Genomic DNA, 24,341 nt, shown 5'->3' with positions numbered 1-24,341 from the left:
TCGCCGGCTATTGTCACCCGACGGCGATGACGTCGCAATGACGCCGTCATCGACATCCGCCAGGCTCGAATGAGATCGTTACGCGGCCCACAGCGGCGCATGACACTTCCATCACATGAGCCCTGTCACATGACCTCGTCATCGTCGCCGGCGACCACCGAGACGATATCCTCGGTCACCGCATCCACCTCGATACGGTAGTGGATCGGCGCACAGCACTGGGGGCAGTCTTCCCAGGTCTCGTGGCTGCCCTGGGAGGTGTCCACCACCAGCTCGATATGGGCATCGCAGTAGGGGCAATCAAGCCGCCAGCTCGGCAGCGTCTGTTCGTGCACGATGCACCTCCCCTCTGGTCGCGATCGACGTGAACCTTCACCATGGGGGTGACCCGACAGCCTTTCAAGGCGTGATCCGGCATCCGTTTACACGTCAACGGTTGAAGAACACAACTATGATGACCAAGTACCACTACTAGTACCACCAAGGGATCGATATTGGCCCCGCGCCGATCCCAGCGAACCTGGACCGTTCGATTCAATGCCTCAGGAGGACAGCATGAGTAGCGATTCCCTACCGGATACCCGTCGCACGCTAGATGTAGGCGGAACTCAGTACGACTTCTACAGCCTGGCCCAGGCTGCCGAGGACCTTGGCGATATTCAGCGTCTGCCGATGACGCTCAAGGTACTGCTGGAAAACCAGCTACGCTTTGCCGACGATGAGAGCGTGTCCAGAGAAGACCTTCAGGCGCTGGTGGACTGGCAGAAGGAAGGCCGCTCGGACCGCGAGATCGGCTACCGTCCCGCCCGCGTGCTGATGCAGGACTTCACCGGCGTGCCGGGGGTGGTCGACCTGGCCTCGATGCGTGCCGCGGTGGAAAAACTCGGTGAGCAACCGTCGAAGATCAACCCGCTGTCACCGGTCGATCTGGTCATCGACCACTCGGTGATGGTCGACAAGTACGGCGACCCGTCCGCCTTCAAGGACAACGTGGCGCTGGAGATGGAGCGCAACCGCGAGCGCTACGAGTTCCTGCGCTGGGGCCAGCAGGCCTTCGACAACTTCCGCGTGGTGCCGCCGGGCACCGGCATCTGCCACCAGGTCAACCTAGAGTACCTGGGCAAGACGGTGTGGACCCGGGAAGAGGACGGCAAGACCCTGGCCTACCCGGATACCCTGGTCGGCACCGACTCCCACACCACCATGATCAACGGCCTCGGCGTACTCGGCTGGGGTGTCGGCGGCATCGAGGCCGAGGCCGCCATGCTCGGCCAGCCGGTGTCGATGCTGATCCCCGAGGTCATCGGCTTCAAGCTGACCGGCAAGCTCAGAGAAGGCATCACCGCCACCGACCTGGTACTCACCGTCACCGAGATGCTGCGCAAGAAAGGAGTGGTCGGGAAGTTCGTCGAGTTCTACGGCGACGGCCTCAAGGACCTGCCCCTGGCCGACCGCGCCACCATCGCCAACATGGCCCCGGAGTACGGCGCCACCTGCGGCTTCTTCCCGGTGGACGACGAGACCTTGAACTACATGCGGCTGTCCGGCCGCGACGACGACCAGATCGCCCTGGTCGAGGCCTACTCCAAGGAGCAGGGCCTGTGGCGCGAACCCGGCCACGAGCCGATCTTCAGCGACACCCTGGGACTCGACATGGGTGACGTCGAGGCCAGCCTCGCCGGTCCCAAGCGGCCCCAGGACCGTGTCGCCCTGAGCCAGCTCGCCACGACCTTCGAAAAACTGATGGAGGACGAGGGCAAGTCGGCCAAGGACAGCCGCGACGACAAGATGGGCTCCGAGGGCGGCCAGACCGCGGTCGGCGTCGAGCGCAGCTATCGTCACGCCGACAGCCAGGACGTCAACTACAAGGGCGAGGACTTCAGCCTGGACCCCGGCGCGGTGGTCATCGCTGCCATCACCTCGTGCACCAACACCTCGAACCCCAGCGTGATGATGGCCGCAGGCCTCTTGGCCCGCAAGGCCAAGGAGAAGGGCCTGGCCACCAAGCCCTGGGTCAAGACCTCGCTGGCTCCCGGCTCCAAGGTGGTCACCGAATACCTGGCCGCCGCCGGCCTGCAGGACGACCTCAACGCCCTGGGCTTCAATCTGGTGGGCTATGGCTGCACCACCTGCATCGGCAACTCGGGCCCGCTGCCCGAGCCGATCGAGGATGCGGTCAAGACCGGCGACCTGACGGTGGCCTCGGTACTGTCCGGCAACCGCAACTTCGAAGGCCGGGTGCACCCGCTGGTGAAGACCAACTGGCTGGCCTCACCGCCCCTGGTGGTGGCCTTCGCCCTGGCCGGTAATGTGCGCTGCGACCTGGACAATGACCCCATCGGTGAAGGCAGCGACGGCGAGCCGGTCTACCTCAAGGACATCTGGCCCACCCAGGCCGAGGTCGCCGAGGCGGTGGAGAAGGTCAACACCGAGATGTTCCGCAAGGAATACGCCGAGGTGTTCGACGGCGACGAGGTGTGGAAGGCCATCAAGGTGCCGGAAAGCGAGGTCTACGAGTGGGACGACAACTCGACCTACATCCAGCACCCGCCCTTCTTCGAGGGCATGGGCAAGGAGCCGTCCAAGGTCGAGGACGTCAAGGACGCCCATGTACTGGCCATGCTCGGCGACAGCGTGACCACCGACCACATCTCGCCGGCCGGCGCGATCAAGCCCGACAGCCCGGCGGGCCGCTACCTGCAGGAGAACGGCGTCAAGCCGGTGGACTTCAACTCCTACGGCTCGCGGCGCGGCAACCACGAGGTGATGATGCGCGGCACCTTCGCCAACGTGCGCATCCAGAACGAGATGCTCGATGGCGTGGTCGGTGGCGAGACTCGCCACGTGCCCAGCGGCGAACAGATGGCGATCTACGACGCCGCTATGAAGTACCAGGAGGAAGGCACCCCCCTGGTGGTGGTGGCCGGCAAGGAGTACGGCACCGGCTCCTCCCGCGACTGGGCGGCCAAGGGCACCCTGCTGCTCGGCGTGCGCGCCGTGCTGGCGGAGTCCTACGAGCGCATCCACCGCTCCAACCTGATCGGCATGGGCGTGGTACCGCTGCAGTTCCCCGAAGGAGAGGATCGCAAGTCACTCGGCATGACCGGCGACGAGACGGTCTCCATCGAGGGCCTCGACAGCCTCGAACCCGGCGGCAAGGTCAAGGTGACCATCAAGGGCGACAAGGGTGAGAAGACCCTCGACGCCCTGTGTCGCATCGACACCGCCAACGAGCTCGAGTACTACCGCCACGGCGGCATCCTGCACTATGTGCTGCGCAAGATGATCGGCGCCGCCTGATCACCCGGCGGGCCCAGGCCCGCCACACAGACGGCCGGCGCATCGCACTGGCCGTCACACCGAGACCTCGCCCACCGGCGAGGTCTTTTTTTGGCACTTCGCCGACCTGCAGAAACCAGGCTGGGCGTGAGATTAAGGTAGGCAGTTTTCAGGCACAGGGGACTGAACGGGCATGTCTTGACACCTCGCTCGGTACCGCCACAGGAGCAGTTTCAAATAATGGCTTGCAAGCCCTTATCAGCGATGACGTTGAGCAGCTTGAGCGCAGGGCCGGCCGGGCGCGTTTCGCCCTGCTCCCACTTGCGCACCGTCGAGGCAGTGGTGTGCAGGTGATGGGCGAACACCGGCTGGCTGAAATTCAACGCCTCACGTAGACGCTTGATGTCACCGGCACTGAACTCGCGCACCGGTGGAGGACACATTGTGTCAAACTGACGCATGGTTACCTTGCTGATCGCGCCAGCGTCTTGCAATGCGGCCAACTCGCCGCGCAAGGATTCAATGATTTTGCTCGTCACAACGCACCTCCAGTAGAACACCCGCTTGCAACGCCTTTGCCAACTGCTCGGGGGAAAGTTCTAGAAATAGCTTGCCAGCATATTGGAGCGCTTTTTTCTCGTCCCGCGTGATGTTCGACTTGTCGCTTTTCGGGAACCCATGCAGGAATACATAACGTTGACCAAGACGGGCTGATAACAAGGTACGGTAGCCACCGCTTTTGCCTGCACCAGGGCGGGCAACCCGCTTCTTGTATAAGTGGCCACCCAGGTCAGCATCAATCAATCCGCTTTCCATTTCCTGGACTGCCTTGCACAGGGCCTCATCGGACAACTTCTCGCCCGACTGCCACCGCGCAAAGTCCCGTCGTTTCAAGACGTCGATACACTCATCCTCATTCACCTCACCCAACTATACCCGTAACGGGCATGGCTGTCTAGAGCAAGCCGCCCCAAGACACCTGGCCGGTTGATACAGAAGCCTCTTTGCTACCCGGGCCCGCTGGGCGACTGGCGGCTCTCCATCAAAGCCACAGCCGACTTGCATCCTTCTCTGGTGTCTACTCAGTGCTCAAGAAAGTAAAAACCCCGCCTTGTGGCGGGGTTCAGTGATCGCTTGAACGCGCGGACGCCTAGAAGGCGCGGCGACGATAGTCGCGATAGTTGGGCATCCAGCAGCTCTTTTCGATGTCGCGGCGCAGCTTGGTACCGTCGCTCTTGAGGGCCACGCCCTCGTGCTGGGCCTGGGCCGCCACGTCGAAGGCGATCGACTTGGAGATATCGCGGATGCGCGACAGCGCCGGCAGCATGGCACCCTCGCCCTCCTTGACGATCGGTGCCTCCCGGGCCAGAGCCCGTGAGGCCGCCATCAGCATCGCATCGGTGACGCGGCGTGCACCGCTTGCCACCACCCCGAGGCCGATCCCCGGGAAGATGTAGGCGTTGTTGCACTGGGCGATGGGAATGCGACGACCATTGATCTCGACCGGGGCGAAGGGACTGCCGGTGGCCACCAGGGCGTCGCCGTTGGTCCACTCGAGCACGTCGGAGGGGATCGCTTCGGCCCGCGAAGTGGGGTTGGACAGCGGCATGATCAGCGGCATCTTGCAGTTGGCGTGCATCGCCTTGACCACCGCCTCGGTGAAGATACCCTTCTGGCCACAGACGCCGAGCAGCACCGTCGGCTGAACCTGCTTGACCACCTCGAGCAGGTCCTGACCTTCCCAGCCCTCGACCATACCGGCCGGGTGGGCAAGGCGGCGCTGGAAGTCACGCAGCCAGGTCTGGTCGTCCGTCACCAGGCCCTCGCGATCGACCATGTAGACCCGCTCGCGGGCCTGGGACTCGGTCAGGCCTTCGGCCATCATCGCCACCACCACCATCTCGGCGATGCCGCAGCCGGCGGAGCCGGCGCCGACGAACACCACCCGCTGACGGGCCATGCCCTCGCCACGGGCCTGGCAGGCCGCCATCAGGGTGCCGACGCAGACCGCAGCGGTGCCCTGGACGTCATCATTGAAGCAGCATAGCTCGTCGCGATAGCGCTCCAGCAGCGGCATGGCGTTGGCCTGGGCAAAGTCCTCGAACTGCAGCAGTACCTTGGGCCAGCGCCGCTTCACCGCCTGCATGAAGGCATCGATGAACTCGTCGTATTCTTCCTGGCTGATACGCGGGTGGCGCCAGCCCATGTAGCGCGGGTCGTCCAGCAACTGCTGGTTGTTGGTACCGACGTCGAGCATTATCGGCAGAGTATTGGCCGGGCTGATGCCGCCACAGGCGGTGTACAGCGACAGCTTGCCGATGGGGATGCCCATGCCGCCGATGCCCTGGTCACCGAGGCCGAGGATGCGCTCGCCGTCGGTGACCACGATCACCTTGACGTTGTCCTTGGTGGCGCTGCGCAGGATGTCGTCCATGTACTCGCGGTCGGGGTAGGAGATGAACAGCCCCCGGTGGTTGCGATAGATATTGGAGAACTCCTCACAGGCCTTGCCGACCGTGGGGGTGTAGATGATCGGCAGCATCTCCTCGAGATGCTCGGAGACGAGGCGGAAGAACAGCGTCTCGTTGTCGTCCTGGATCGCCCGCAGGTAGATATGGCGGTCCAGGTCATTCTGGCACTGCTGGTACTGGTGGTAGGCACGCTCGACCTGTTCGTCGATGGTCTCGACGTTCTGCGGCAAGAGGCCGATCAGGTTGAACTGCAGGCGCTCCTTCTGGGTGAAGGCGCTGCCCTTGTTGAGCAGCGGCATCTCCAGCAGAGAGGGTCCAGCGTAGGGAATATAGAGGGGACGCTTGGGTTCTGTGCTCATCTCTCGTCTCGTTTGGTGACTCGGTCAAGGGACTCTGGCGAGTCCGGGCACTCTTCTCGGTACCCTTGGGGAAACACTGACGACATCGCCCGTGCGCGATGCACCGGGCTCAGGCGGCGCCTGCCTGACAAGGCGTTATACCATTCTTCCTTTGTGCCCACTCTAGCACGCCGTCGAGAAAGCCCCGCAAAAGCGGGCCCTCAACGCAGGGCCCATGCGCACTTTAGCTCAGACAAGAGCGACTCGACGATGAGACGCGTAGGAAACGGCTCAAACGAAGCGACCAAGCCCCGCGGCGACACGCAGTCGATCCATCAGCGGAGCAGCCTCGGCACGAGCACGCTCGGCCCCTTGAAGCAGCACCGTCTCGATATGGCCCGGATCTTCCATGAGCGCCTGGTAACGCTCACGCGGGGCGCGCAGCTGTTCGTTGAGGTGTTCGAAGACCCGGTTCTTGGCGTCCCCCCAGCCGATGCCCGCGGCGTAGTCATCACGCATGGCCTGGGTTTCCTCGGCGCTGGCGAAGGCCGAATAGATCTGGAACAGGGTGCAGGTGTCGGGATCCTTGGGCTCGCCGGGCTCCAGCGAGTTGGTCTTGATCTTGCGCACCAGCTTGAGCAGCTTCTTTTCCGGCACGAACAGCGGGATGGTGTTGTTGTAGCTCTTGGACATCTTGCGACCGTCGAGGCCACCCAATACCTGGACCCGCTCGTCCACCACTGCCTCGGGCAGGGTGAAGAAGTCACCCTTGTAGAGATGATTGAAGCGCCCGGCCATGTCTCGGGCCATCTCGATATGCTGGATCTGGTCGCGTCCCACCGGCACCTTGTTGGCCTGGAACATCAGGATGTCGGCGGCCATCAGCACCGGATAGCCGAACAGCCCCATGGTGACACCCTTGTCCGGATCCTGGTTGCCGGCTTCGTCGTTCTCCGCCACCGCCGCCTTGTAGGCGTGGGCGCGGTTCATCAGGCCCTTGGCACAGACGCAGGACAGCATCCAGGTCAGCTCGGGAATCTCGGGGATATCGGACTGGCGATAGAAGATGGCGTTGTCGGTGTCCAGCCCCAGCGCCATCCAGGTGGCGGCGATCTCGAGGCGCGACTGCTGGACCCGCTGCGGGTCCTGACACTTGATCAGCGCGTGCAGATCGGCGAGGAAGTAGTAGGACTGCACGTTGGGATCGAGGCTGGCCTCGATCGCCGGCTTGATGGCCCCGACGTAGTTGCCCAGATGGGGGGTACCGGTGGTGGTGATACCGGTCAGCACCCGGGTCTTGTCGGAAGCGGTGGTCGTTGCGGACATGGACGGCACTCTAGTATCGGCAAATGCCCGCTATGGTAACGCCAAGGCCTGTGGATGGCGACCGGGGCGACAGCGCCGCCCCGGCCGACCCTTGGCCAATCACATCAGCCGAGCACACTCTCCACGCTGATCACCGGCAGCGAGAAGGCCTCCCCTACGGCTGCGTAGGTGAGCTGGCCGTCATGGACATTGAGACCGGCGGCGAAGTGACGATCCTCACCGAGCGCCCGACGCCAGCCCTTGTCGGCCAGCGCCACCACAAACGGCTGGGTGGCGTTGGTCAGGGCCTGGGTCGAGGTGCGCGCCACCGCACCCGGCATGTTGGCGACACAATAGTGCACGACGCCGTCCACCACGTAGGTCGGCTCGGCATGGGTGGTGGGCCTGGAGGTCTCGAAGCAACCGCCCTGATCGATGGCCACGTCCACCAGCACCGCCCCCGGCTTCATTTCCGACAGCATGGCGCGGTTGATCAGCTTGGGCGCCGCCGCCCCCGGGACCAGCACCGCCCCGATGATCAGGTCCGATTCGCGCACCGCTTCTTCCAGTGCGTCGGCGCAGGAAAACACCGTCTTCATGCGCCCCTGGTAGCGATCATCCAGGGTCTCGAGGCGCGGGATCGACTTGTCCAGCACGCTGACATCGGCGCCCAGCCCCAACGCCATGCGGGCGGCGTTCTCGCCGACCACCCCACCGCCGATCACGGTAACCTTGGCAGGCGGCACCCCAGGCACCCCGGGCAGCAATACACCCGCACCGCCCTGGGCCTTTTCGAGACTGTGGGCACCGGCCTGCACGGCCATGCGTCCGGCCACGGTGCTCATCGGCGCCAACAGGGGTAGTCCGCCCTGAGGCGCGGTGATGGTCTCGTAGGCGATGCAGGTCGCGCCGCTGTCCAGAAGCCCCTTGGTCAGGGTTTCTTCGGCAGCCAGATGCAGGTAGGTGAACAGGGTGTGCTGGGGGCGCAGCCGGGCCACCTCTTCGGGCTGGGGCTCCTTGACCTTGAGGATCAACTCGGCGCCATCGAACAGCGCGTCCACGTCGGCCTCGATGGTGGCACCGGCAGCCTGATAGGCCTCGTCGGCAAAACCGGCGCCCTCACCCGCACCGGCCTGCACAACCACCGCGTGGCCACGCTCGGTCAGCTCCCGCGCACCACTGGGGGTCAGGGCGACGCGGTACTCATGGTTCTTGATTTCCTTGGGGACGGCGATCTGCATGGCGACTCTCCCATCGATTCGTACAACAGATTTTTTATCGTCACCCACAGTGAAGCACAGGAATTTTTTGCCAATAAACCCCCGGCGAAAAAACGGAAAGATCAGAAAACTTCACCCTCAAAGACCTTTGAACTTTCTTCCCAGGCCCCTAAAAACAGCAAGACACACCAGGGCGTGAAGTTCTGCCCCGGAGACAACCCGATGGTAAAGGACCTCAAAGGCCTTGAGCGTCGTAGCGGTATCCGGCGCCGCGGACCGTAGTGATGCGCGAGGCGTGGTCACCGAGCTTACGCCGAACCCGCCCCACGTAGACATCGACGGTATTGGTCATGGGGTCCTCGTTGAGCCCCCAGACCGCGTTGAGGATACGTTCACGGCTCATCACCCGCCCGGCATTGCCGAGCAATAGCGCCAGCAGATCACGCTCCTTGGTCGACAACTCGACGACCTCACCGTCGACCTTCAGGCACAGCGCCTCGCGATCGAACTGCACCGGATCCTCCGCCTGAGCGCCCGGTGTCGCGCCTGCCCGTGCCCGGGCGCGTCGATGCAAGGCCTCCATGCGCGCAATCAGCTCGTCGAAGGAAAAGGGCTTGCTCAGATAATCGTCGGCTCCCTTGCGAAGCCCCACGATCTTCTCGTCGGTGGCATCCAGGGCCGTCAGCATCAGAATCGGGACCTCGTCGCCCCGTGCCCTGACTCGCGTGCACACCTCATGCCCGGACAGCCCCGGCAGCATGATGTCGAGCAGCACCACATCAAAACCGCCCTCCTTCAACAGCGACAAGGCGGTTTCACCATCACCGGCACGGGTGGCGGTCCACCCCTCGCCCTTGAGCCCGCGACACAGAAAGTCCGCGACCCTATCTTCGTCTTCCACTACCAGCACGTTCACGTCGTCGTGGACTCCTCGGCCATCCCTGGCACATCGATGTAGACGATCAGCCCGCCTCCCGGCCGGTCCTCCAGACCGGCCTCCCCTCCGTGGGCACGGGCGATAGCACGGACAATGGGTAGTCCCAGACCACTGCCCTCAGTGTAGTTGGTGGAGGCATTGGCACCGCGATAAAAGCGTTCGAACACCACCGCCTTATCGACCGCCGATACCCCCCTGCCATCGTCCTCCACCGCGATTCGCCAGCCACCACCATGACGCCACAGGCGCACCACCACCCGGGGGCCCCCGTGGACCCGGGCATTCTGAAGAAGCGCCAGCACCGACTGGCGTAGACGCAGGCGATCCACCTCCACGGGGGCAACGGTCACCTCGGTCTCAAGAGACACCAGCACCGATGACAGACTGATGACATCCTTGAGAAACCCGACCAGTTCGGTGGGTTGCGGTTGCAGGCGCAATTCGCCGCTCTCCTGCCGTGCGATGGTCAGCAGGTCGTCGATCAGAGCAGCAGTATGGCCGGCCGCCTCACGGGCACGACGCAACGCCTCGCGGTAGTCGTCCTCGTCGGGTTGGCGCGCGCGCAGTACCACGTCGCATTCGCCCTGGATGATGGTCAACGGTGTGCGCAGCTCGTGGCTGACATCGGCCAGTAGTCGACGCCGATGCCGTTCGGCCCGACGCGCTTCCTCCAGCAACCTTTCGAGTTCTCCGGTGCGATCCGCCACCGCCTCCTCCAGCGCGCTGTTCTGGCGCTCGAGCGCGCGCCGCTGGGAGTGCACGTCTGCACCCATCTGATTGAGCAGACGGCTGATGCGGCCTAATTCGTCACCGCCGGAGACCTTGATGGCATGACCGAAGGCACCCCCGTGCATACGCTCGACGCCCGCCATCAGCCTCTGAAAGCGCCGCGATACCCGCCAACGGTAGAACACCATGACCGCCACCGTCAGCACCACCGCCAGCAGCGCAAACCCGAGCGCCAGCCAGCGCGTCTGGCGGGCGCCTCGGGCCAATTCCTCGCGGGCTTCGCGCACCTCCTCGATCTCGCCCTCCAGGGCCACGTCCATCAGCTTGCGAAAGCGTTCATCAATGGCTTCATCGAGCAGCGCATAGAAACTCAACCAGCGGCTGACCGGATCGAGCTCCCGCTCCGAGTCGAGCAGCTCAGCGTAGCCGCGGATCACCTCGTCCAGCTGGTCCTCGAGCCTGGCCAGCAGTTCCAGCTCCTCGACTTCCTCGTCCCCTACCAGCTCGATCTCGGCGCCGATGATATCGCGGATCTCGCCGATATCCTGGCGCACCAGCTCCTGTAACCTGCGCTCCCCCTCACCGCCGTCCTGATCACCGATCAGCAAGGCATCTGCGTACTGCTTGAACAGCCGATAGCTGTGGGTCGACAGATTCAGGTGTGCTTCGTAGGAGTGATGCGCCAGGTTCATGCGATCGCTCAACCAGGTACTGCGCTCGACGCTCCAGTAGGCCAACACCGCTCCGGTGCAGGCCATCGTCAGCAAGACCAGGGTATAGGCGGTTACGACACTGATGATTTTCATGACCCCAGTTTACTGTTCCCGCAGACGGAAGGCGTTTTCGGATGATCCATGTTCTCCGACAGGCGCAGCAACATGCCGGCACCGCCGGTGACCGAATCAGGTAGATTGTGCACCAGGGTCGCCTGGCAGCGTGCGTCAAGCAGCGTGAACAGCTCGACGGCGTCCTTGAGCAGCGGCCACAGGTAACTGTCGACCACCACCAGATCAGGGCGCGACAGCAGCGCCTGGACCAGGGCTAACCGCAGGGACTCGCCGGGTGTCAGATTGTGCCCTGCTTCCTCGATCCGCCCATCCAGACCTCCCAGGCGAGCGATCGCAGGGCCTAGACCACACTCTCGCGCCACCCGGCCGATGTCGTCATCGTCGGGGCGCGCGGCGGCCCCCATGGTCAGCGCGCGGCGCAGGCTGCCCCTGAGCAAGGCGGGGCGATCACCGATACAGGCGATGGCCGGCTCGGTCGGCAAGCCGTCAAACCGCAGTCGCCCCGCCTCGGGTGCACGCCGCCGTGCCAGCACCGCCAGCACCCGCGACGCCAGGTCGGGATCATCGGTGGCGAGACACACCCGCTGGCCCGCGCGAATACGCAGATGCAGGGTGCAGCCACCCACCCGGAGGTGCTCCAGATCCAGCGGCACCGGCCGTCCACGTCGACGCACTCGCGGCAAGGCCTCGGTCCGCGCGAGCAGTGCCCGACACTTGTCGCGGGCGACACACCAGGCGCTGTAGCGATCCCATACGCCGATACATTCGCGCACAGGTACCACCAGGATCGCCAGCACCGACAGTGCCGCGGCGGCGTCCGCCGCCGCCAGACCAAAGCGCGCCGTAGCCCACAGCACCGCCGCTCCACCAAGCCCCAGAGAAGCGTTGGGCAGCGCACGCAGCAGCGATACCCGACGTACGCGACGCACGGCGTCCTCGGCACTGCGACGTCCCTTGCGCTCCAGGCTGGCGATTTCACGGGGCAGGCGATTCATCAACGCCAGCTCGCGGGCGATGGGAATCCGCTCCATCGCGGCAATGGCCACCCCGGCACGCCGCCTTCGCAGATCCCGATGCAGGCGGCCCAGCGCCAGACCCAGCCCGGCGGCCAGCGCCACGGCGGCGAATATGGGTAGCATGCCGGCCAGCGCCAGGACGGGATCGATCAGCCACAGGCACAGCGCCGCCATGGGAAAGACCACCGCCGCAGACACCAGCCGAGTGATGCCCATGCCGACCCAGCCCCGGGCCGCCGCCAGGTCACCGACAAAGCGCAGCGACAGCCCTCCGAGACGACGACCGGCACGCTCGGCACCGAGGGCAGCGATGGCGCGGAAGACGACGCTGCGAAGCTCCACCGCGTAGCTCTGGCCGATGGCCTCGCCCCGGACCCTGGCCAGGGCCTGGCAGGCAGCGATCACCAGCGCTGCCGCTGCCAGTATCAGCAGCGAGGTCAGCGGCAGCTGGGAGTAGGTCGAGCCGGACGTCGAACGCAGTGCGACGAAGACATCGCGGGTGGCGAAGGCCGTGGCCATCATCAGCCCAGCCTGGATGATCCCCAAGCCCACCACCAGCGCGATATGACGGCCTCTGCCACGCCCCGAGAGTTCGGGAAGCTCGCTCATGCGGCGGCACCCGTGGCAAGCCGGTTATCCTCTGTCAGGTCCTTGAGCATGGTCTGACCGAGACGCCTTCTGATGATTGGCGCCACCAGCCTCGATACCGCCTCGGGGTCACACAGCGCCTCACGCTTGACCACCGGCAGCCCGGTCTCGCCGCTGGCTTCACGGCTACCGAGCGCCGACAGACTGACCATCCCCGCCAGGGCAAAGGGCGTTTGGCCATGACGTTTGAGCACCGACACACCCCCGACCGCACCCAGCGCATCCGGAGCCGCGAACAGGATACCGTCCAGGCGCTCGATGATCGTGGAATCCGCCAGGATGGCAGCGGTCTCGTCCTGGAACACCCCGTCGGCGATTTCCACCACCACCACCTCGGCACCGCGCGCCGCCGCACCTCCGACCAGCGCCTCGAAGCCACGTTCGATGCGCTCGAGCGGACAGCGGAAGGTCGACGCCATGCCGGCATCGGTAAAGTCACTGACGGCCACCGAGGCGTCAGCGAAGGCGTTGAAGTCACCAAAGGCGCCGGTGCCGGTGGCCTTGACCCCCTCCACCGCAAAGCCCGCACGTTGGAGGCCGTGGGCCAGGCTCACCGCCGCCGTAGTCTTGCCGGCATTCATCGAAGCGCCGAACACCCCAAGCACCACTATGTCATCGGGGATACGCGCATCGGCGATGGCATAGCGGTCAATATTGATCACCTCGCCATGAAGGTCGGCGAGAAAACCCAGCGGTCGCAACTGAGTGGGGCGAGCCATCCTGGCATGTGCCGCCTCGACCTTGCCGGCGATGCCGCCACCGGCCAGCAGATCCATACGCACATCCACCTCAGCGCGGCCCATGAATTGATCCGGTGCGTAGCGATCTCCCACACACAGCACCAGCAGATCACCGGGATAGCTCTCGCTGGGACGGCCGCAGGCCAATTGGACCCGCTTGTGCTGCCCGACCTGGAGGACTTCACACAGGATCAGGTCACCGGCGCGCAAAGGATGGTCGAGACTGACCAGGGAACGGACGTCATCGCGCCTGGCGCGGCGGGTGGTAAAGGCCCACTTGGCGGTGGCGGGGACGGCGAAGGGAGTCACGGCAGCGGCACAGGTCATGGCGGTAATCCTCTGGGATGAAGGCACATCCCGAGGCTACCGTGGGCCGCTCGTTGCATCCTGTCAGGCGGGTGAGCGCGGCATTAAGCCCACATGAACACAAGCTGACAAGGCGCGAAAAAGCGCGTAGCGGATTGGCGACAGCGAACAACCGTGGCCGATAAAGGGCGCTACCCCCCTCCTTCGCCTTGCATCAGGCGCGCAAGCGCTTGCGGTTGCCAAACCTCCCGTCTCGCCGCCCAGAGGCCATCCGCCTATCCTCGAACCAGGGCGCCGGGCTAGAAAGAGTTCTGGATCCGCCTATAGCCTTCCACCAGGCTATTGTTGGTGCGCGCCACGTCTTCGGAAAACGCTGAATCCTGGACCGTTACTCGGGACAGGGTGTCCAGATCGGTCCCGGGGCCAATGCGCTCGGTGGACGGCACATAGAAGTCGTCGGGAAGGTCGCAACCATCTACCACGGCGTTATGGCGCACCACCGCGCCCTTGCCGATAGTGCAGTTGAACAGCACGCTGTTGAAACCGATAAAGGCGCTCTCTCCGACCACGCAGGGACCGTGCACGATGGCGCGATGCGCAATCGACGTGCGTGCACCAATGATCACCGCCGCGCCGGACTTGGAGTGGATGACGACGCCGTCCTGGATATTGGAGTGGGCGCCGATGATCATCGGCTCCATCTTGCCATCGGCATCGACCTCATCGGCACGAATGACCGCGTAGGGGCCGATGAAGACGTTCTCCTCGACGATCACCCGCCCACAGAGAATGGCCGTGGGATCGACAAAGGCGCTGGGGTGGACAACCGGCAAATCACCGTAGGGATTCTTGCGAATCATTCATGCTTCCTTGGTTGTGATTCCTGCGAATCAGATAGTAATCGTCGCCCGGCGTAGTCGGCATGGGCGAATCTTGATGCGACATACGCCACCGCCTTCGCTGAGCCGGTTGGATCATCCGTGGACAAGCCCACCGAGCAGGCACTCGTCCGGACTCAGCATCGCCCTTGGGGCGGCCATCACGGTCACAAGCGGTGGATGCTTACCGGCGCCGCTACTTCCGCGTCCTGGCGAAGTGATGTTCTCTCTGTTCCTGGCGCTGCTTGGCTTCGAGGCACAGACGCGCCGTGGGCCGGTGCAACAGCCGGGGAAGTCCGATGGGAACGCCGGTCTCCTCGCAGTAGCCGTACTCACCCGTCTCGACGCGCTTCAAGGCGCTGGCAATATTGGCCAGCAAGCGGGTTTCCCTGTCGGCCTGGCGAAGCTGCAGCTGAAGCTCTTCCTCCTGGGCTGCCTGGTCCAGATCGTCGCTCGACCTTTCTCGAGCCGACATGCGCAGGCGAACCTCCTGCAGTCGCTCCTCGACCAGCGCCCGTTCCTGCAGCAATCGGCATCGAAAGAACACCAGTTGCTCACCGTTCATGTAGTCGTCGTCCGGCATCTCGAGAAGATGCGCTGCGTCATCCATCGTTGGCATCTCACCGCTCCTCCCGCCGCGCCGATTGCACAAGGCGTCTGAGACCATCACACTCGCACAAAATGTTATGTTATAACATATCTGTTAAGTGGCACAACACACCCGCAAATCTTGACTCCCAGGGCCACCTCGCTGAGGCGGTCGTTGACCACGTCGCCGTCCACGGCCACCAGGCTGACCCTCCCGCCTCTACCTCGTGGTCCAAAGTGCTGCAGTTCTTCCATGAACCCAGGGAGTCTTTAGACGCATTCAGGAACAAAGTGCGACCTATCACACCCAGGGTCAGGACAAAAAAGCTGCCAGTATTGAGATTCGCCAACTCGACACCCAGGGTGCCAGAAAATTGCCGGAAGGGGCGGAGGCCAGCTGTGTACGCTCAGGTCTGTGTGGTCAGGTCCCTGTCGTCAGGACGTTATCGTCAGCTTTCCGCGACCAGGGCGCCGCCGTAGGCGCTGACGAATTCGGGAGGAAGACGGCGGGGACGGCCGCTTGAGAGAGCGATGCAGGCGTAGCGGGTACGTGCACGCAGCAGGGTGACACCATCCTGCGGGCGTATCAGTTGAAAGCGGCGGGTCAGGGTCAGGCGCGAGTCGCAGGCGACGATCCAGGTGGCCATGGCCAGGCGTTCGCCCTCGAAACCCGGCGCCAGATAGTCGAGTTCGTGACGGTGCACCGCCATGGCGCGATCCAGCGCCCGGTAGTGTTCCAGGGTCAGACCCAGCTGGCCGGAGTGCTCCCAGCTGGCCTGTTCCACCCAGCGCAGGTACTGGGCGTTGTTGACGTGGCCATAGTGGTCGATGGCCTCGGGCGCCACCAGGATGTCGATCACGAAGGGCCGGGGCAGATCCCAGTCGAAGGCACCGTGTTCAGCGGTCATGATCGTCCTCCTTGCGGCCACCGCAGTTCCAGCAGGTATCGAAGGCCCCTTCGAGCTCCTCGCCGCAGGCCCGGCAGCGCCAGGCGCTGTCCGGCGCTGGCTCCTCGAGCGCCTGTTTCACCAGCGCTTCGGCTCGCTCACGGTTGTGCTCGGCGACCCACACCTGGGGCTCGCACTCCAGCGGCGGCAGCTCCCCGGCGCCACCGCCGAGGGTCATGTTGCGCAGTTCGCAGGGGATCCCGGCGGCGTCGAGCAGGTTGCGCACGTGGCCCACCAGCAGGGCGTTGCCGTGGGAAAAGATCAGGGTCCAGGGAACCTCGGTCATGGTGTCTTCCTTGGCGCGGGCTTGCCCAGGCACGATGTGACACTTCCATCGCCCGAGGCAAGCCCCTGCGCCTTTTTCGGCCCAGCCAGTTCGGCCCAGCCTGTTCAGCCACGGCGAGTCACGTCGCGCCTATCTAGCTCATGCCTTGTTCAATCGCGCCTTGCTCAGTCGCGCCTTGCTCAGTCGCGAAAGACGCGCACACCGAGCGCCTTGAGGTAGGCGGTTTCGGGGATCGCCGGGTGCACCGGGTGATCCGGTCCCTGGTGGCCCTGGAACAGGATCTGTCCCTGACGATCCTGGTGACGTACCGCACCGCGCACCACGTCGACCAGGCGATCCTGTGCCAGGTGCATGGAGCAGGAGGCGGACAGCAGCAGGCCATCGCGACCCAGCAGGCGCATGGCGTCGCGATTGAGTCGGGCGTAGGCACGCTCGCCGTTGGCGATATCCTTGCGCCTCTTGATGAAGGCCGGCGGATCGAGCACGATCACGTCGAACTTCTCGCCGTCGGCCTTGAGCGCCGCCAGCGCCTCGAAGGCGTCGCCGTGACCCACAGCGACCCGCTCGTGCTGGCCGTTGAGCGCGGCGTTCTCGGCGACGCGATCCAGCGCTGACTCGCTGGCATCCACGCACAGCACTTCGCTGGCGCCATGGGCCGCCGCCTGCACGCCCCAGCCACCGACGTAGCTGAACAGGTCCAGCACCCGCTTGCCAGCCACCCGCTGATTGAGCCAGGCGCGATTGATGCGGTGGTCGTAAAACCAGCCGGTCTTCTGGCCGTCGAGCACGGGGGCGGCGAACTGCACGCCGTTCTCTTCCAGCAGCACCTGCTCCGGCAGCTCGCCCTTGACCACCTCTACCACCTCGCTGAGGCCTTCCTGACGACGACCACTGGTGTCGTTGCGCAGCACCACACAGGCAGGGGACAGCACCTTGTCGAGTGCGTCGAGCAGCTCGTCCTTCACCGCTTCCATGCCGGCGGTGTTGAGCTGGACCACCAGCACCTCGGCGTAGCGGTCGATGACCAGCCCCGGCAGCAGATCGGCCTCACCATGGACCAGGCGATAGAACGGCTTGTCGAACAGGCTCTGGCGCAGCGCCAGGGCCTGATTCAGGCGATGCACCAGCAGCGAGCGATCCAGCCGCATGCTCGGGTCACGCGAGACGATGCGGGCGCAGATCAGCGAGTTGGGATTGACGTAGGCCAGACCCATGGGCTTGCCATTGGCGGCCTCGACGATGACCTGCTCACCGACTTCGAGCCCCTTGAGCGGCGTCTCGGCGATGTCGATCTCGTTGGAATACAGCCACAGGTGGCCGGACTTGAGGCGACGATCGGCGTTCTTTTTCAGGCGCAGCGGACGAGTCACGGTGATCACTCTCTCTAGAAGTTTTTCAAAATCGCCATCAGCTCAAATCTCGGGAAGCGCTGAATAAATGTCGCGAGCGATGACAGGTCGGTTGTCGCCGGAGCGCAGAGGCCGGAGTTTACATGCGGCTAAATGAAGACCTTGAGCACCGCCGGCGACCGAGATGTCGAGCGCAGCAATTTATACAGTGTTTCCTCTAACGCTGACAGCGGGGACAAAAGACACTGGCACGCTGCCCCAGAGTCACGTGCTTCAGCTCACCGCCACAACGGCGGCAGGGTGCGCCGGCACGCCCATAGACGTTGAGGCGCTGGGCGAAGTAGCCGGGTTCGCCGGTGCCGCTGACGAAGTCGCGCAGGGTGGTGCCGCCCTGGGTGATGGCCGCGGCCAGCACCTCCTTGGCGGCGGCGGCCAGGCGATCGTAGCGCTCGCGTCCGATGCGACCGGCAGCGCGGCGCGGATCGATACCGGCCAGAAACAGCGCTTCGCTGGCGTAGATATTGCCCACCCCGACGACCACGGCGTTGTCCATCAAGAACGGTTTCACCGCCGCCTGGCGCCCCCGCGACAGGGCGTACAGCCGGGCGCCGTCGAAGGCCTGCGACAACGGCTCGGGGCCTAGCCGCGACAAGCGGGTATCGTGGGCCTCGTCGTCCCGGAGCCAATCGACGAAGCCGAAACGACGCGGGTCGTGATAGCGCAGGATGACGCCGTCCTCGAGCACCAGGTCCACATGGTCGTGCTTCCTGGGCAGCTCACCGAGGCGGGCAATACGCAGGCTACCGGACATGCCCAGGTGCCACAGCAGGGTGCCCTTTTCGCGCACTCCGCCGCCGTCGTCCGCCCGGGACGCGCCCGTGCAGGTGCCCTCGGTGCTGGCGACCGTCTCGCCGATCTCGACGCTCTCTGCGCTCTCACCGCCCTCGCCCGACAGCACCGGCAGCAGCAGGTACTTGGCGCGACGGCGAATCTCGCCGAGGCGGGCGCCGATCAGACGATCGGCGAGATCCTCAGGCACCGGCACCCGCAGGCGCGACTGGCGCACCAGCACCTCACGGATCTCGCGCCCTTGTACGTGGGGGGCGATGCCGCGCCGGGTGGTCTCGACTTCGGGAAGCTCTGGCATGGCACACCTGGGGCCTGGGGTTAGAGCGGCGAGCAGCGAGCGACATCATGCCATCGCCCAGGGCCGCTGACAGGGACATACGCAAGAACCCGACCTCGGGGCCGGGTTCTCGGTGACAGGCGACAACTCGCCTGCGGTGGAAGCGAGATCAAGCCTTACTTGATCTTGGCTTCCTTGTACATCACGTGCTTGCGAACCACCGGATCGAACTTCTTCATTTCCATCTTGTCCGGAGTGTTACGCTTGTTCTTGTCGGTGGTGTAGAAGTGGCCGGTACCGGCGCTGGACACCAGACGAATCTTGTCACGCATGAGACTTCTCCCAGTTTGCCGCCTGGTACGCGTCGTGCACACCAGGCCAGTCATTCAAGTCGGCGGAGGCCGTTCGCTCAGGCGAACCAGTGGGCTCCCGAGGACGTCATCCTTAGATGGCGTCGCCGCGCTTACGGATATCGCTGAGCACCTCTTCGATGCCCTTCTTGTCGATGATGCGCATGCCCTTGGAGGAAACACGCAGGGTCACGAAACGCTTTTCGGACTCGACCCAGAAGCGATGGCTGTGAAGGTTCGGCAAGAAACGACGACGGGTCTTGCGCTGGGAGTGTGAAACGTTGTTACCAGTCACCGGGCGCTTGCCGGTAACCTGACATACTTTGGACATGAGAGCCTCCAACCGCGTGGCGAGTTGTTCAAAACCTGTCGGGCAAACCGGGAAGGGCGAGAACCGAAGGGATGTGTCGCAGACTGGCCGCGCGGTGCCGGCGAAAGTCCGCATTCATCATGCCCTCAGCAACCTCGAGCCCTGTCATGAGCCCCGTGCTTTTGACCCAAGGGAATTCAAAGGGTGCACTTTATACCAGACCCTGCCTCCATGGGCAAGGGATACACCAACGTTCGCCAGGTCGCTCGCTCACGGCCCGTGTCGAGGTGCTCGAAACGGCTCCGCTGCGTCGACGGCGATGACGTGACGTGTTCGGGTAGAGAGTCGCCCGGCCAGGACGCGATAGGATCGAGACGATCCTCGCCCCGCCTGGGCCAGCTCTCTTTGCGCGCGGCGCATTATACCCAACCTCGCTCGGCAAATGACACCACTTCTGCGTCTCCCACCACAAAATGATCCAGTACACGGATATCGAACAGGCCCAGTGCCTCTTTCAGGCGATCGGTGATACGCCGGTCGGCATCACTGGGCTCGGCCACCCCGGAGGGATGGTTGTGGCACAGGATCAAGGCGCCCGCCCCCAGCGCCAGGGCACGTTTGGCCACCTCACGCGGGTACACCGAGGCGCTGTCCAGGGTGCCGCGAAACAGCACCTCGAAGCGGATCACCCGATGCTGGGCATCGAGAAACAGTGCGGCGAAGGCCTCGTGGTCCAGATGACGAAGCTGGGCGGAAAGAAAGGTCCTGACCCGTGCAGGAGAGTTCAGCGCCTGGCCCCGCTCCAGATGGCTCGCCAGATGACGGCGCGACATCTCCTGGGCGGCCTGCAACTGAACGAAAGTGGCAAGCCCCAGGCCACGCTGGGCACAGACCTCCTGCTGATGCGCCTCGAGCAGGGCACGCAGTCCGCCGAAGGCACCCAGTACGTCCCGCGCCAGGTCCACCGCCGAGCGTCCTGCCACCCCGACCCGCAGCACAATCGCCAGCAGCTCGGCGTCGGATAGCGCGGTGGGGCCCAGCGTCAGCAGCTTCTCGCGAGGGCGTTCGCCCTCTGGCCAGTCTCGTATCGACATCCCTGTCTCCTGCTCCGTTTCTCGTCACGCCCTGTCGTCACACCCTGTCGTCACGCCCTGTCGTCACGCCCTGTCGTCACATCCTCTCGACACGCTCTGTCATCACACCCAGCCGCCACATCCTCTTCCCACATCCTCTTCCCACATCCTCTTCCCACATCCTCTTGTCACATCCTCCCTTCACGCCCTGTCGGCGAGCGCCGACATACCCGTTGAGTCTAGTGCGGTCTGCCTGATCTGGAGCCAGGGTGCGCGGCTACGCATGATCCGGTACCGGTGGTAAGGTAGAGGGCTGACTCTGGCTGCGGACTTTTTTCATGTTGCACGCTCCCTCCTCTTCCGGTTGCGGCCTGACCGGCTCAGGCCCCGGCGGCCTGCGCCCCGGGCAGCGGGTTGTGCTGGGCATCAGCGCCGGTATTGCCGCCTACAAGAGCGCCTCCCTGGCCCGACTGCTGGTGCAGGCGGGCTGCGAGGTGCAGGTAGTGATGACAGAGGGAGCCCAGGCCTTCATCACGCCGCTGACGCTGCAGGCGCTGACCGGACGCGCGGTGCGCACCTCGCTGCTGGATCCCGACGCCGAGCTCGGCATGGGTCATATCGAACTCGCCCGCTGGGCCGACCTGATTCTGATCGCCCCCGCCACCGCCGACCTGATGGCGCGCCTGGCCCAGGGCATGGCCGACGATCTGTTGACCACCGCTTGCCTGGCCAGCGACGCCCGGCGGATGCTGGCCCCGGCGATGAACCAGGCCATGTGGCGCCATCCGGCGACCCAGCGCAACGCCGCCCGGCTGGTCGAGGATGGCTGGGCCCTGCTGGGCCCCGACCAGGGTGACCAGGCCTGTGGCGACGTCGGCCCGGGACGCATGATGGAACCGGAGGCCATTCTCGGCGCCCTGCTGGATGCCGGCTCTCCCTCCACGCCCCGGACAGCGACAAGCGTCGTGGGAGAGAAAGGCGAAGCAGTGCCCCCGGACGCAGACCTTCATGTGGTGATCACCGCCGGCCCCACCCGGGAGCCGCTGGATCCGGTGCGCTACCTGTCCAATCACAGCTCCGGCAAGATGGGTTTCGCCCTGGCCGAAGCGGCCCGGGACAGTGGCGCACGTGTCACCCTGATCGCCGGCCCCGTCAGTCTGCCGACGCCCCCGGGCGTTGCCCGCCACGACATAGAAACCGCACAAGAACTCCTCGCCACGGCCGAAGGGCTGATGGATGGCTGCGACATCTTCATCGGCTGCGCGGCGGTGGCGGACTATCGCGCCGAGGCTCCGGCCGAGCACAAGATAAAGAAGCGCGATGACGACGACGGTCTTACCCTGAAGCTGGTCAAGAATCCCGACATCATCGCCACCCTGGCTGCCCGCGATCCGCGTCCGCTGATGGTCGGCTTCGCCGCCGAGACCCGCGACGTGGTGCGCTACGCCGAGGACAAGCTCGCGCGCAAGGGGCTCGACATGATCGTCGCCAACGACGTCTCCCGGGAGGGACTCGGCTTCGGCTCGGACCGCAATGCCGCAACCCTGGTGTGGCGCGACGGCGAGTCTCTCGCCCGCCGCGAAGAGACCGACCAGGACAAGGCCAGCCTGGCCCAGGCCATCATCACCCAGGCCCGAGCCTGCCTCGAGGCGCGACGTCAGACGGTGCGGCCGAACCCGAACTGAGCCACGACACCACTTATTTATCAGGAAGCCTGTGTGGCTGCCGAAGACCAAGGACCTTTCATGCACGACACTGCCTCGCGCCCTCGCCTCGCCGTCAAGATCCTCGATGAACGGATCAAGGAGCGCATGCCCCGCTACGCCACCGACGGCTCGGCCGGGATGGACCTTCACGCCCTGCTCGACGCGCCGCTGACGCTGGCCCCCGGGGATTGCGAACTGGTCCGCACCGGGCTCTCGATCCATATCGCCGATCCGGGCCTGGCCGGCATGATCCTGCCCCGCTCGGGGCTTGGCCACAAACACGGCATCGTGCTCGGCAACCTGGTCGGCCTGATCGACTCCGACTACCAGGGCGAACTGATGGTGTCGGTGTGGAACCGATCGACCACCGCCTTCACCCTCGAGCCCTTCGAACGTCTGGCCCAGTACGTGCTGGTGCCGGTGGTCCAGGCCGAGCTGGAAGTGGTCGAGGACTTTTCCGAGAGCCTTCGCGGCGGCGGCGGTTTCGGCAGCTCCGGCCGCCACTGACGCCCAGGTTCGACTACCCGTTCATTCAAGCGCCACGTCAAAAGGACAGGACCCTCATATGACTCAAGTCCCCTCCACGATCTTTCGTGCCTACGATATTCGAGGCGTCGTCGACGAGACCCTGACCGAAGCCGGGGTCGAGGCGATCGGCCAGGCCATCGGCAGCGAAGCCCAGGCCCGCGGCGAATCCCGTGTAGTGGTGGCCCGCGACGGGCGACTCTCCGGCCCGCGCCTGATCAAGGCCCTGACCCGCGGCCTCACCGCCAGCGGCTGTGACGTGGTCGACATCGGCATGGTGCCGACGCCGGTGCTGTACTTTGCTACCCACACCCTGGAAGGTACCCGCTCCGGGGTCATGCTGACCGGCAGCCACAACCCGCCGGACTACAACGGCCTGAAGATGGTGCTGGGGGGCGAGACGCTCTCTGGCGAGGCGATCACCGCGCTCTACACTCGCCTTCAGAACGGCGATCTGCGCGAAGGCCAGGGCCAGGTGTCCGAGCACGATGTGCGTGACGCCTACCTGAAGCGCATCCTCGAAGACGTCTCGCTGTCGGGCTCGATCAAGGCGGTGGTGGACTGCGGCAACGGTGTGGCCGGTGAACTGGGCCCGCGCCTGGTCGAACAGCTCGGTGCCGACACCGTGCCGCTGTTCGAGGACATCGACGGCAACTTCCCCAACCACCACCCGGACCCCGGCAAGCCGGAGAACCTCAAGGACCTGATCCACGCGGTGGCCGAGCACGGCGCCGACATCGGCCTGGCCTTCGACGGTGACGGCGACCGCCTCGGCGTGATCACCCCCAAGGGGCGCCTGATCTACCCCGACCATCTGCTGATGGCGTTCGCCGAGGACATGCTCGGTCGCAATCCGGACGCCCGGGTGATCTTCGACGTCAAGTGCACCGGCAAGCTGATCGAGGTAATCGAGAAGGCCGGCGGCACGCCGGAAATGTGGCGCACCGGCCACTCCCTGATCAAGGCACGGATGAAGGAAACCGGCGCCCTGCTGGCCGGCGAGATGAGCGGCCATATCTTCTTCAAGGAACGCTGGTACGGCTTCGACGACGGCCTTTATGGTGCCGCCCGCCTGCTCGAGATCCTGTCGCGCTTCGACGGCGACGCCGACACCTTCTTCGATCGCTATCCGCAGAACCTGAGCACCCCGGAGATCAACATCGAGGTCACCGACGAGACCAAGTTCGACCTGGTCGCGCGCCTGGCCCGGGAAGGTGACTTCGGTGACGAGGGCGTCAAGACCACCCTGGACGGCATCCGCGTGGACTACCCGGATGGCTGGGGTCTGTGCCGCGCGTCCAATACCACGCCGATGCTGGTGCTGCGCTTCGAGGGTAACGACGCCGCCGCGCTGGAGCGCATTCGCACGCGCTTTGCCGAGGCGCTGGCCGACGTGGACGCCTCGCTCACCCTACCCAACTGACGT

The 24,341-nt window shown here is 64.8% G+C and carries 23 protein-coding genes; 4 read left to right on the top strand and 19 right to left on the bottom strand.

The window, feature by feature from the left end; all coding sequences use genetic code 11:
* Positions 1-125: 125 nt before the first annotated feature.
* Positions 126-335, bottom strand: a complete 210-nt coding sequence (locus C9F12_RS17845; protein WP_108449737.1) for a CPXCG motif-containing cysteine-rich protein — start codon at positions 333-335, stop codon at positions 126-128.
* Positions 336-555: 220 nt separating this feature from the next.
* Here C9F12_RS17845 and acnA point away from each other — a divergent pair, with 220 nt between their 5' ends.
* Positions 556-3,300: an aconitate hydratase AcnA gene (gene acnA / locus C9F12_RS17840; RefSeq protein ID WP_108449736.1), complete on the top strand. Its 2,745-nt coding sequence runs from the start codon at positions 556-558 to the stop codon at positions 3,298-3,300.
* 212 nt (positions 3,301-3,512) lie between these two features.
* On the opposite strand, the gene C9F12_RS17835 is transcribed toward acnA, so the two are convergent.
* The 18 genes from C9F12_RS17835 to radC all read right to left on the bottom strand — a co-directional run bounded on the left by C9F12_RS17835 (position 3,513) and on the right by radC (position 20,705).
* The gene (locus C9F12_RS17835) at positions 3,513-3,818 is read right to left on the bottom strand and encodes a DNA-binding transcriptional regulator (protein WP_108449735.1); all 306 of its coding nucleotides are present in this window, start codon (positions 3,816-3,818) and stop codon (positions 3,513-3,515) included.
* On the bottom strand, positions 3,799-4,182 hold the full coding sequence (locus tag C9F12_RS17830; protein WP_108449777.1) for a type II toxin-antitoxin system RelE/ParE family toxin: 384 nt from the start codon (positions 4,180-4,182) through the stop codon (positions 3,799-3,801). Before C9F12_RS17830 ends, C9F12_RS17835 begins: the two co-directional genes overlap by 20 nt.
* Positions 4,183-4,429: 247 nt before the next feature.
* A complete protein-coding gene (locus C9F12_RS17825) occupies positions 4,430-6,109 on the bottom strand; it encodes an NAD-dependent malic enzyme (protein ID WP_108132277.1) in 1,680 nt (559 codons plus the stop codon).
* Positions 6,110-6,379: 270 nt separating this feature from the next.
* Positions 6,380-7,414, bottom strand: coding sequence for a tryptophan--tRNA ligase (gene trpS / locus C9F12_RS17820; protein ID WP_045991200.1), 1,035 nt, complete (start codon positions 7,412-7,414; stop codon positions 6,380-6,382).
* Between the two features lie 104 nt (positions 7,415-7,518).
* Positions 7,519-8,634, bottom strand: a complete 1,116-nt coding sequence (ald, locus tag C9F12_RS17815) for an alanine dehydrogenase (RefSeq protein WP_045991201.1) — start codon at positions 8,632-8,634, stop codon at positions 7,519-7,521.
* Positions 8,635-8,848: 214 nt separating this feature from the next.
* The gene (locus tag C9F12_RS17810) at positions 8,849-9,529 is read right to left on the bottom strand and encodes a response regulator transcription factor (protein ID WP_108449734.1); all 681 of its coding nucleotides are present in this window, start codon (positions 9,527-9,529) and stop codon (positions 8,849-8,851) included.
* Entirely contained in the window at positions 9,526-11,085 is a 1,560-nt protein-coding gene (locus C9F12_RS17805) for a HAMP domain-containing sensor histidine kinase (RefSeq protein ID WP_108449733.1), read from the bottom strand. The genes C9F12_RS17810 and C9F12_RS17805 overlap by 4 nt, the downstream gene beginning before the upstream one ends.
* Complete coding sequence (locus C9F12_RS17800) at positions 11,082-12,692, bottom strand: ABC transporter ATP-binding protein/permease (RefSeq protein WP_045991204.1); 1,611 nt, start codon at positions 12,690-12,692, stop codon at positions 11,082-11,084. Before C9F12_RS17800 ends, C9F12_RS17805 begins: the two co-directional genes overlap by 4 nt.
* Positions 12,689-13,798: a hypothetical protein gene (locus C9F12_RS17795; RefSeq protein WP_052704214.1), complete on the bottom strand. Its 1,110-nt coding sequence runs from the start codon at positions 13,796-13,798 to the stop codon at positions 12,689-12,691. The genes C9F12_RS17800 and C9F12_RS17795 overlap by 4 nt, the downstream gene beginning before the upstream one ends.
* A 278-nt stretch (positions 13,799-14,076) precedes the next feature.
* A complete protein-coding gene (locus tag C9F12_RS17790) occupies positions 14,077-14,637 on the bottom strand; it encodes a carbonate dehydratase (protein WP_045991206.1) in 561 nt (186 codons plus the stop codon).
* Between the two features lie 214 nt (positions 14,638-14,851).
* Complete coding sequence (locus C9F12_RS17785) at positions 14,852-15,274, bottom strand: TraR/DksA C4-type zinc finger protein (protein ID WP_045991207.1); 423 nt, start codon at positions 15,272-15,274, stop codon at positions 14,852-14,854.
* A 418-nt stretch (positions 15,275-15,692) separates the two neighbouring features.
* Positions 15,693-16,151, bottom strand: coding sequence for a thioesterase family protein (locus C9F12_RS17780; RefSeq protein ID WP_045991208.1), 459 nt, complete (start codon positions 16,149-16,151; stop codon positions 15,693-15,695).
* Complete coding sequence (locus C9F12_RS17775) at positions 16,141-16,476, bottom strand: DUF2007 domain-containing protein (RefSeq protein WP_045991209.1); 336 nt, start codon at positions 16,474-16,476, stop codon at positions 16,141-16,143. Before C9F12_RS17775 ends, C9F12_RS17780 begins: the two co-directional genes overlap by 11 nt.
* Positions 16,477-16,655: 179 nt before the next feature.
* Entirely contained in the window at positions 16,656-17,846 is a 1,191-nt protein-coding gene (locus tag C9F12_RS17770; RefSeq protein ID WP_045991285.1) for a class I SAM-dependent rRNA methyltransferase, read from the bottom strand.
* Between the two features lie 196 nt (positions 17,847-18,042).
* Complete coding sequence (mutM, locus tag C9F12_RS17765) at positions 18,043-18,972, bottom strand: bifunctional DNA-formamidopyrimidine glycosylase/DNA-(apurinic or apyrimidinic site) lyase (protein WP_045991210.1); 930 nt, start codon at positions 18,970-18,972, stop codon at positions 18,043-18,045.
* 155 nt (positions 18,973-19,127) lie between these two features.
* Positions 19,128-19,283: a 50S ribosomal protein L33 gene (gene rpmG / locus C9F12_RS17760; protein WP_016856547.1), complete on the bottom strand. Its 156-nt coding sequence runs from the start codon at positions 19,281-19,283 to the stop codon at positions 19,128-19,130.
* A gap of 112 nt (positions 19,284-19,395) precedes the next feature.
* Positions 19,396-19,632 carry a 50S ribosomal protein L28 gene (gene rpmB, locus C9F12_RS17755; protein ID WP_045991211.1) on the bottom strand — a complete coding sequence of 79 codons (237 nt, stop codon included), beginning with the start codon at positions 19,630-19,632 and terminating at the stop codon, positions 19,396-19,398.
* 398 nt (positions 19,633-20,030) lie between these two features.
* On the bottom strand, positions 20,031-20,705 hold the full coding sequence (gene radC, locus C9F12_RS17750) for a DNA repair protein RadC (protein WP_045991212.1): 675 nt from the start codon (positions 20,703-20,705) through the stop codon (positions 20,031-20,033).
* A 317-nt stretch (positions 20,706-21,022) separates the two neighbouring features.
* Between radC and coaBC the strand changes: the two genes are divergently transcribed.
* Genes coaBC through C9F12_RS17735 form a run of 3 tightly spaced genes read left to right on the top strand, consistent with a single transcriptional unit; the run spans position 21,023 to position 24,338 of the window.
* Entirely contained in the window at positions 21,023-22,369 is a 1,347-nt protein-coding gene (gene coaBC / locus C9F12_RS17745; RefSeq protein ID WP_108449732.1) for a bifunctional phosphopantothenoylcysteine decarboxylase/phosphopantothenate--cysteine ligase CoaBC, read from the top strand.
* Between the two features lie 60 nt (positions 22,370-22,429).
* Positions 22,430-22,897, top strand: a complete 468-nt coding sequence (gene dut, locus C9F12_RS17740) for a dUTP diphosphatase (protein WP_045991213.1) — start codon at positions 22,430-22,432, stop codon at positions 22,895-22,897.
* 58 nt (positions 22,898-22,955) lie between these two features.
* Positions 22,956-24,338 carry a phosphomannomutase/phosphoglucomutase gene (locus tag C9F12_RS17735; RefSeq protein ID WP_045991214.1) on the top strand — a complete coding sequence of 461 codons (1,383 nt, stop codon included), beginning with the start codon at positions 22,956-22,958 and terminating at the stop codon, positions 24,336-24,338.
* The last annotated feature ends 3 nt before the right edge of the window (positions 24,339-24,341 follow it).

The organism is Halomonas sp. BN3-1 (assembly GCF_003056325.1).
Lineage (GTDB): Bacteria > Pseudomonadota > Gammaproteobacteria > Pseudomonadales > Halomonadaceae > Halomonas > Halomonas litopenaei.
This window is presented reverse-complemented; position numbering and strand designations above follow the sequence as displayed.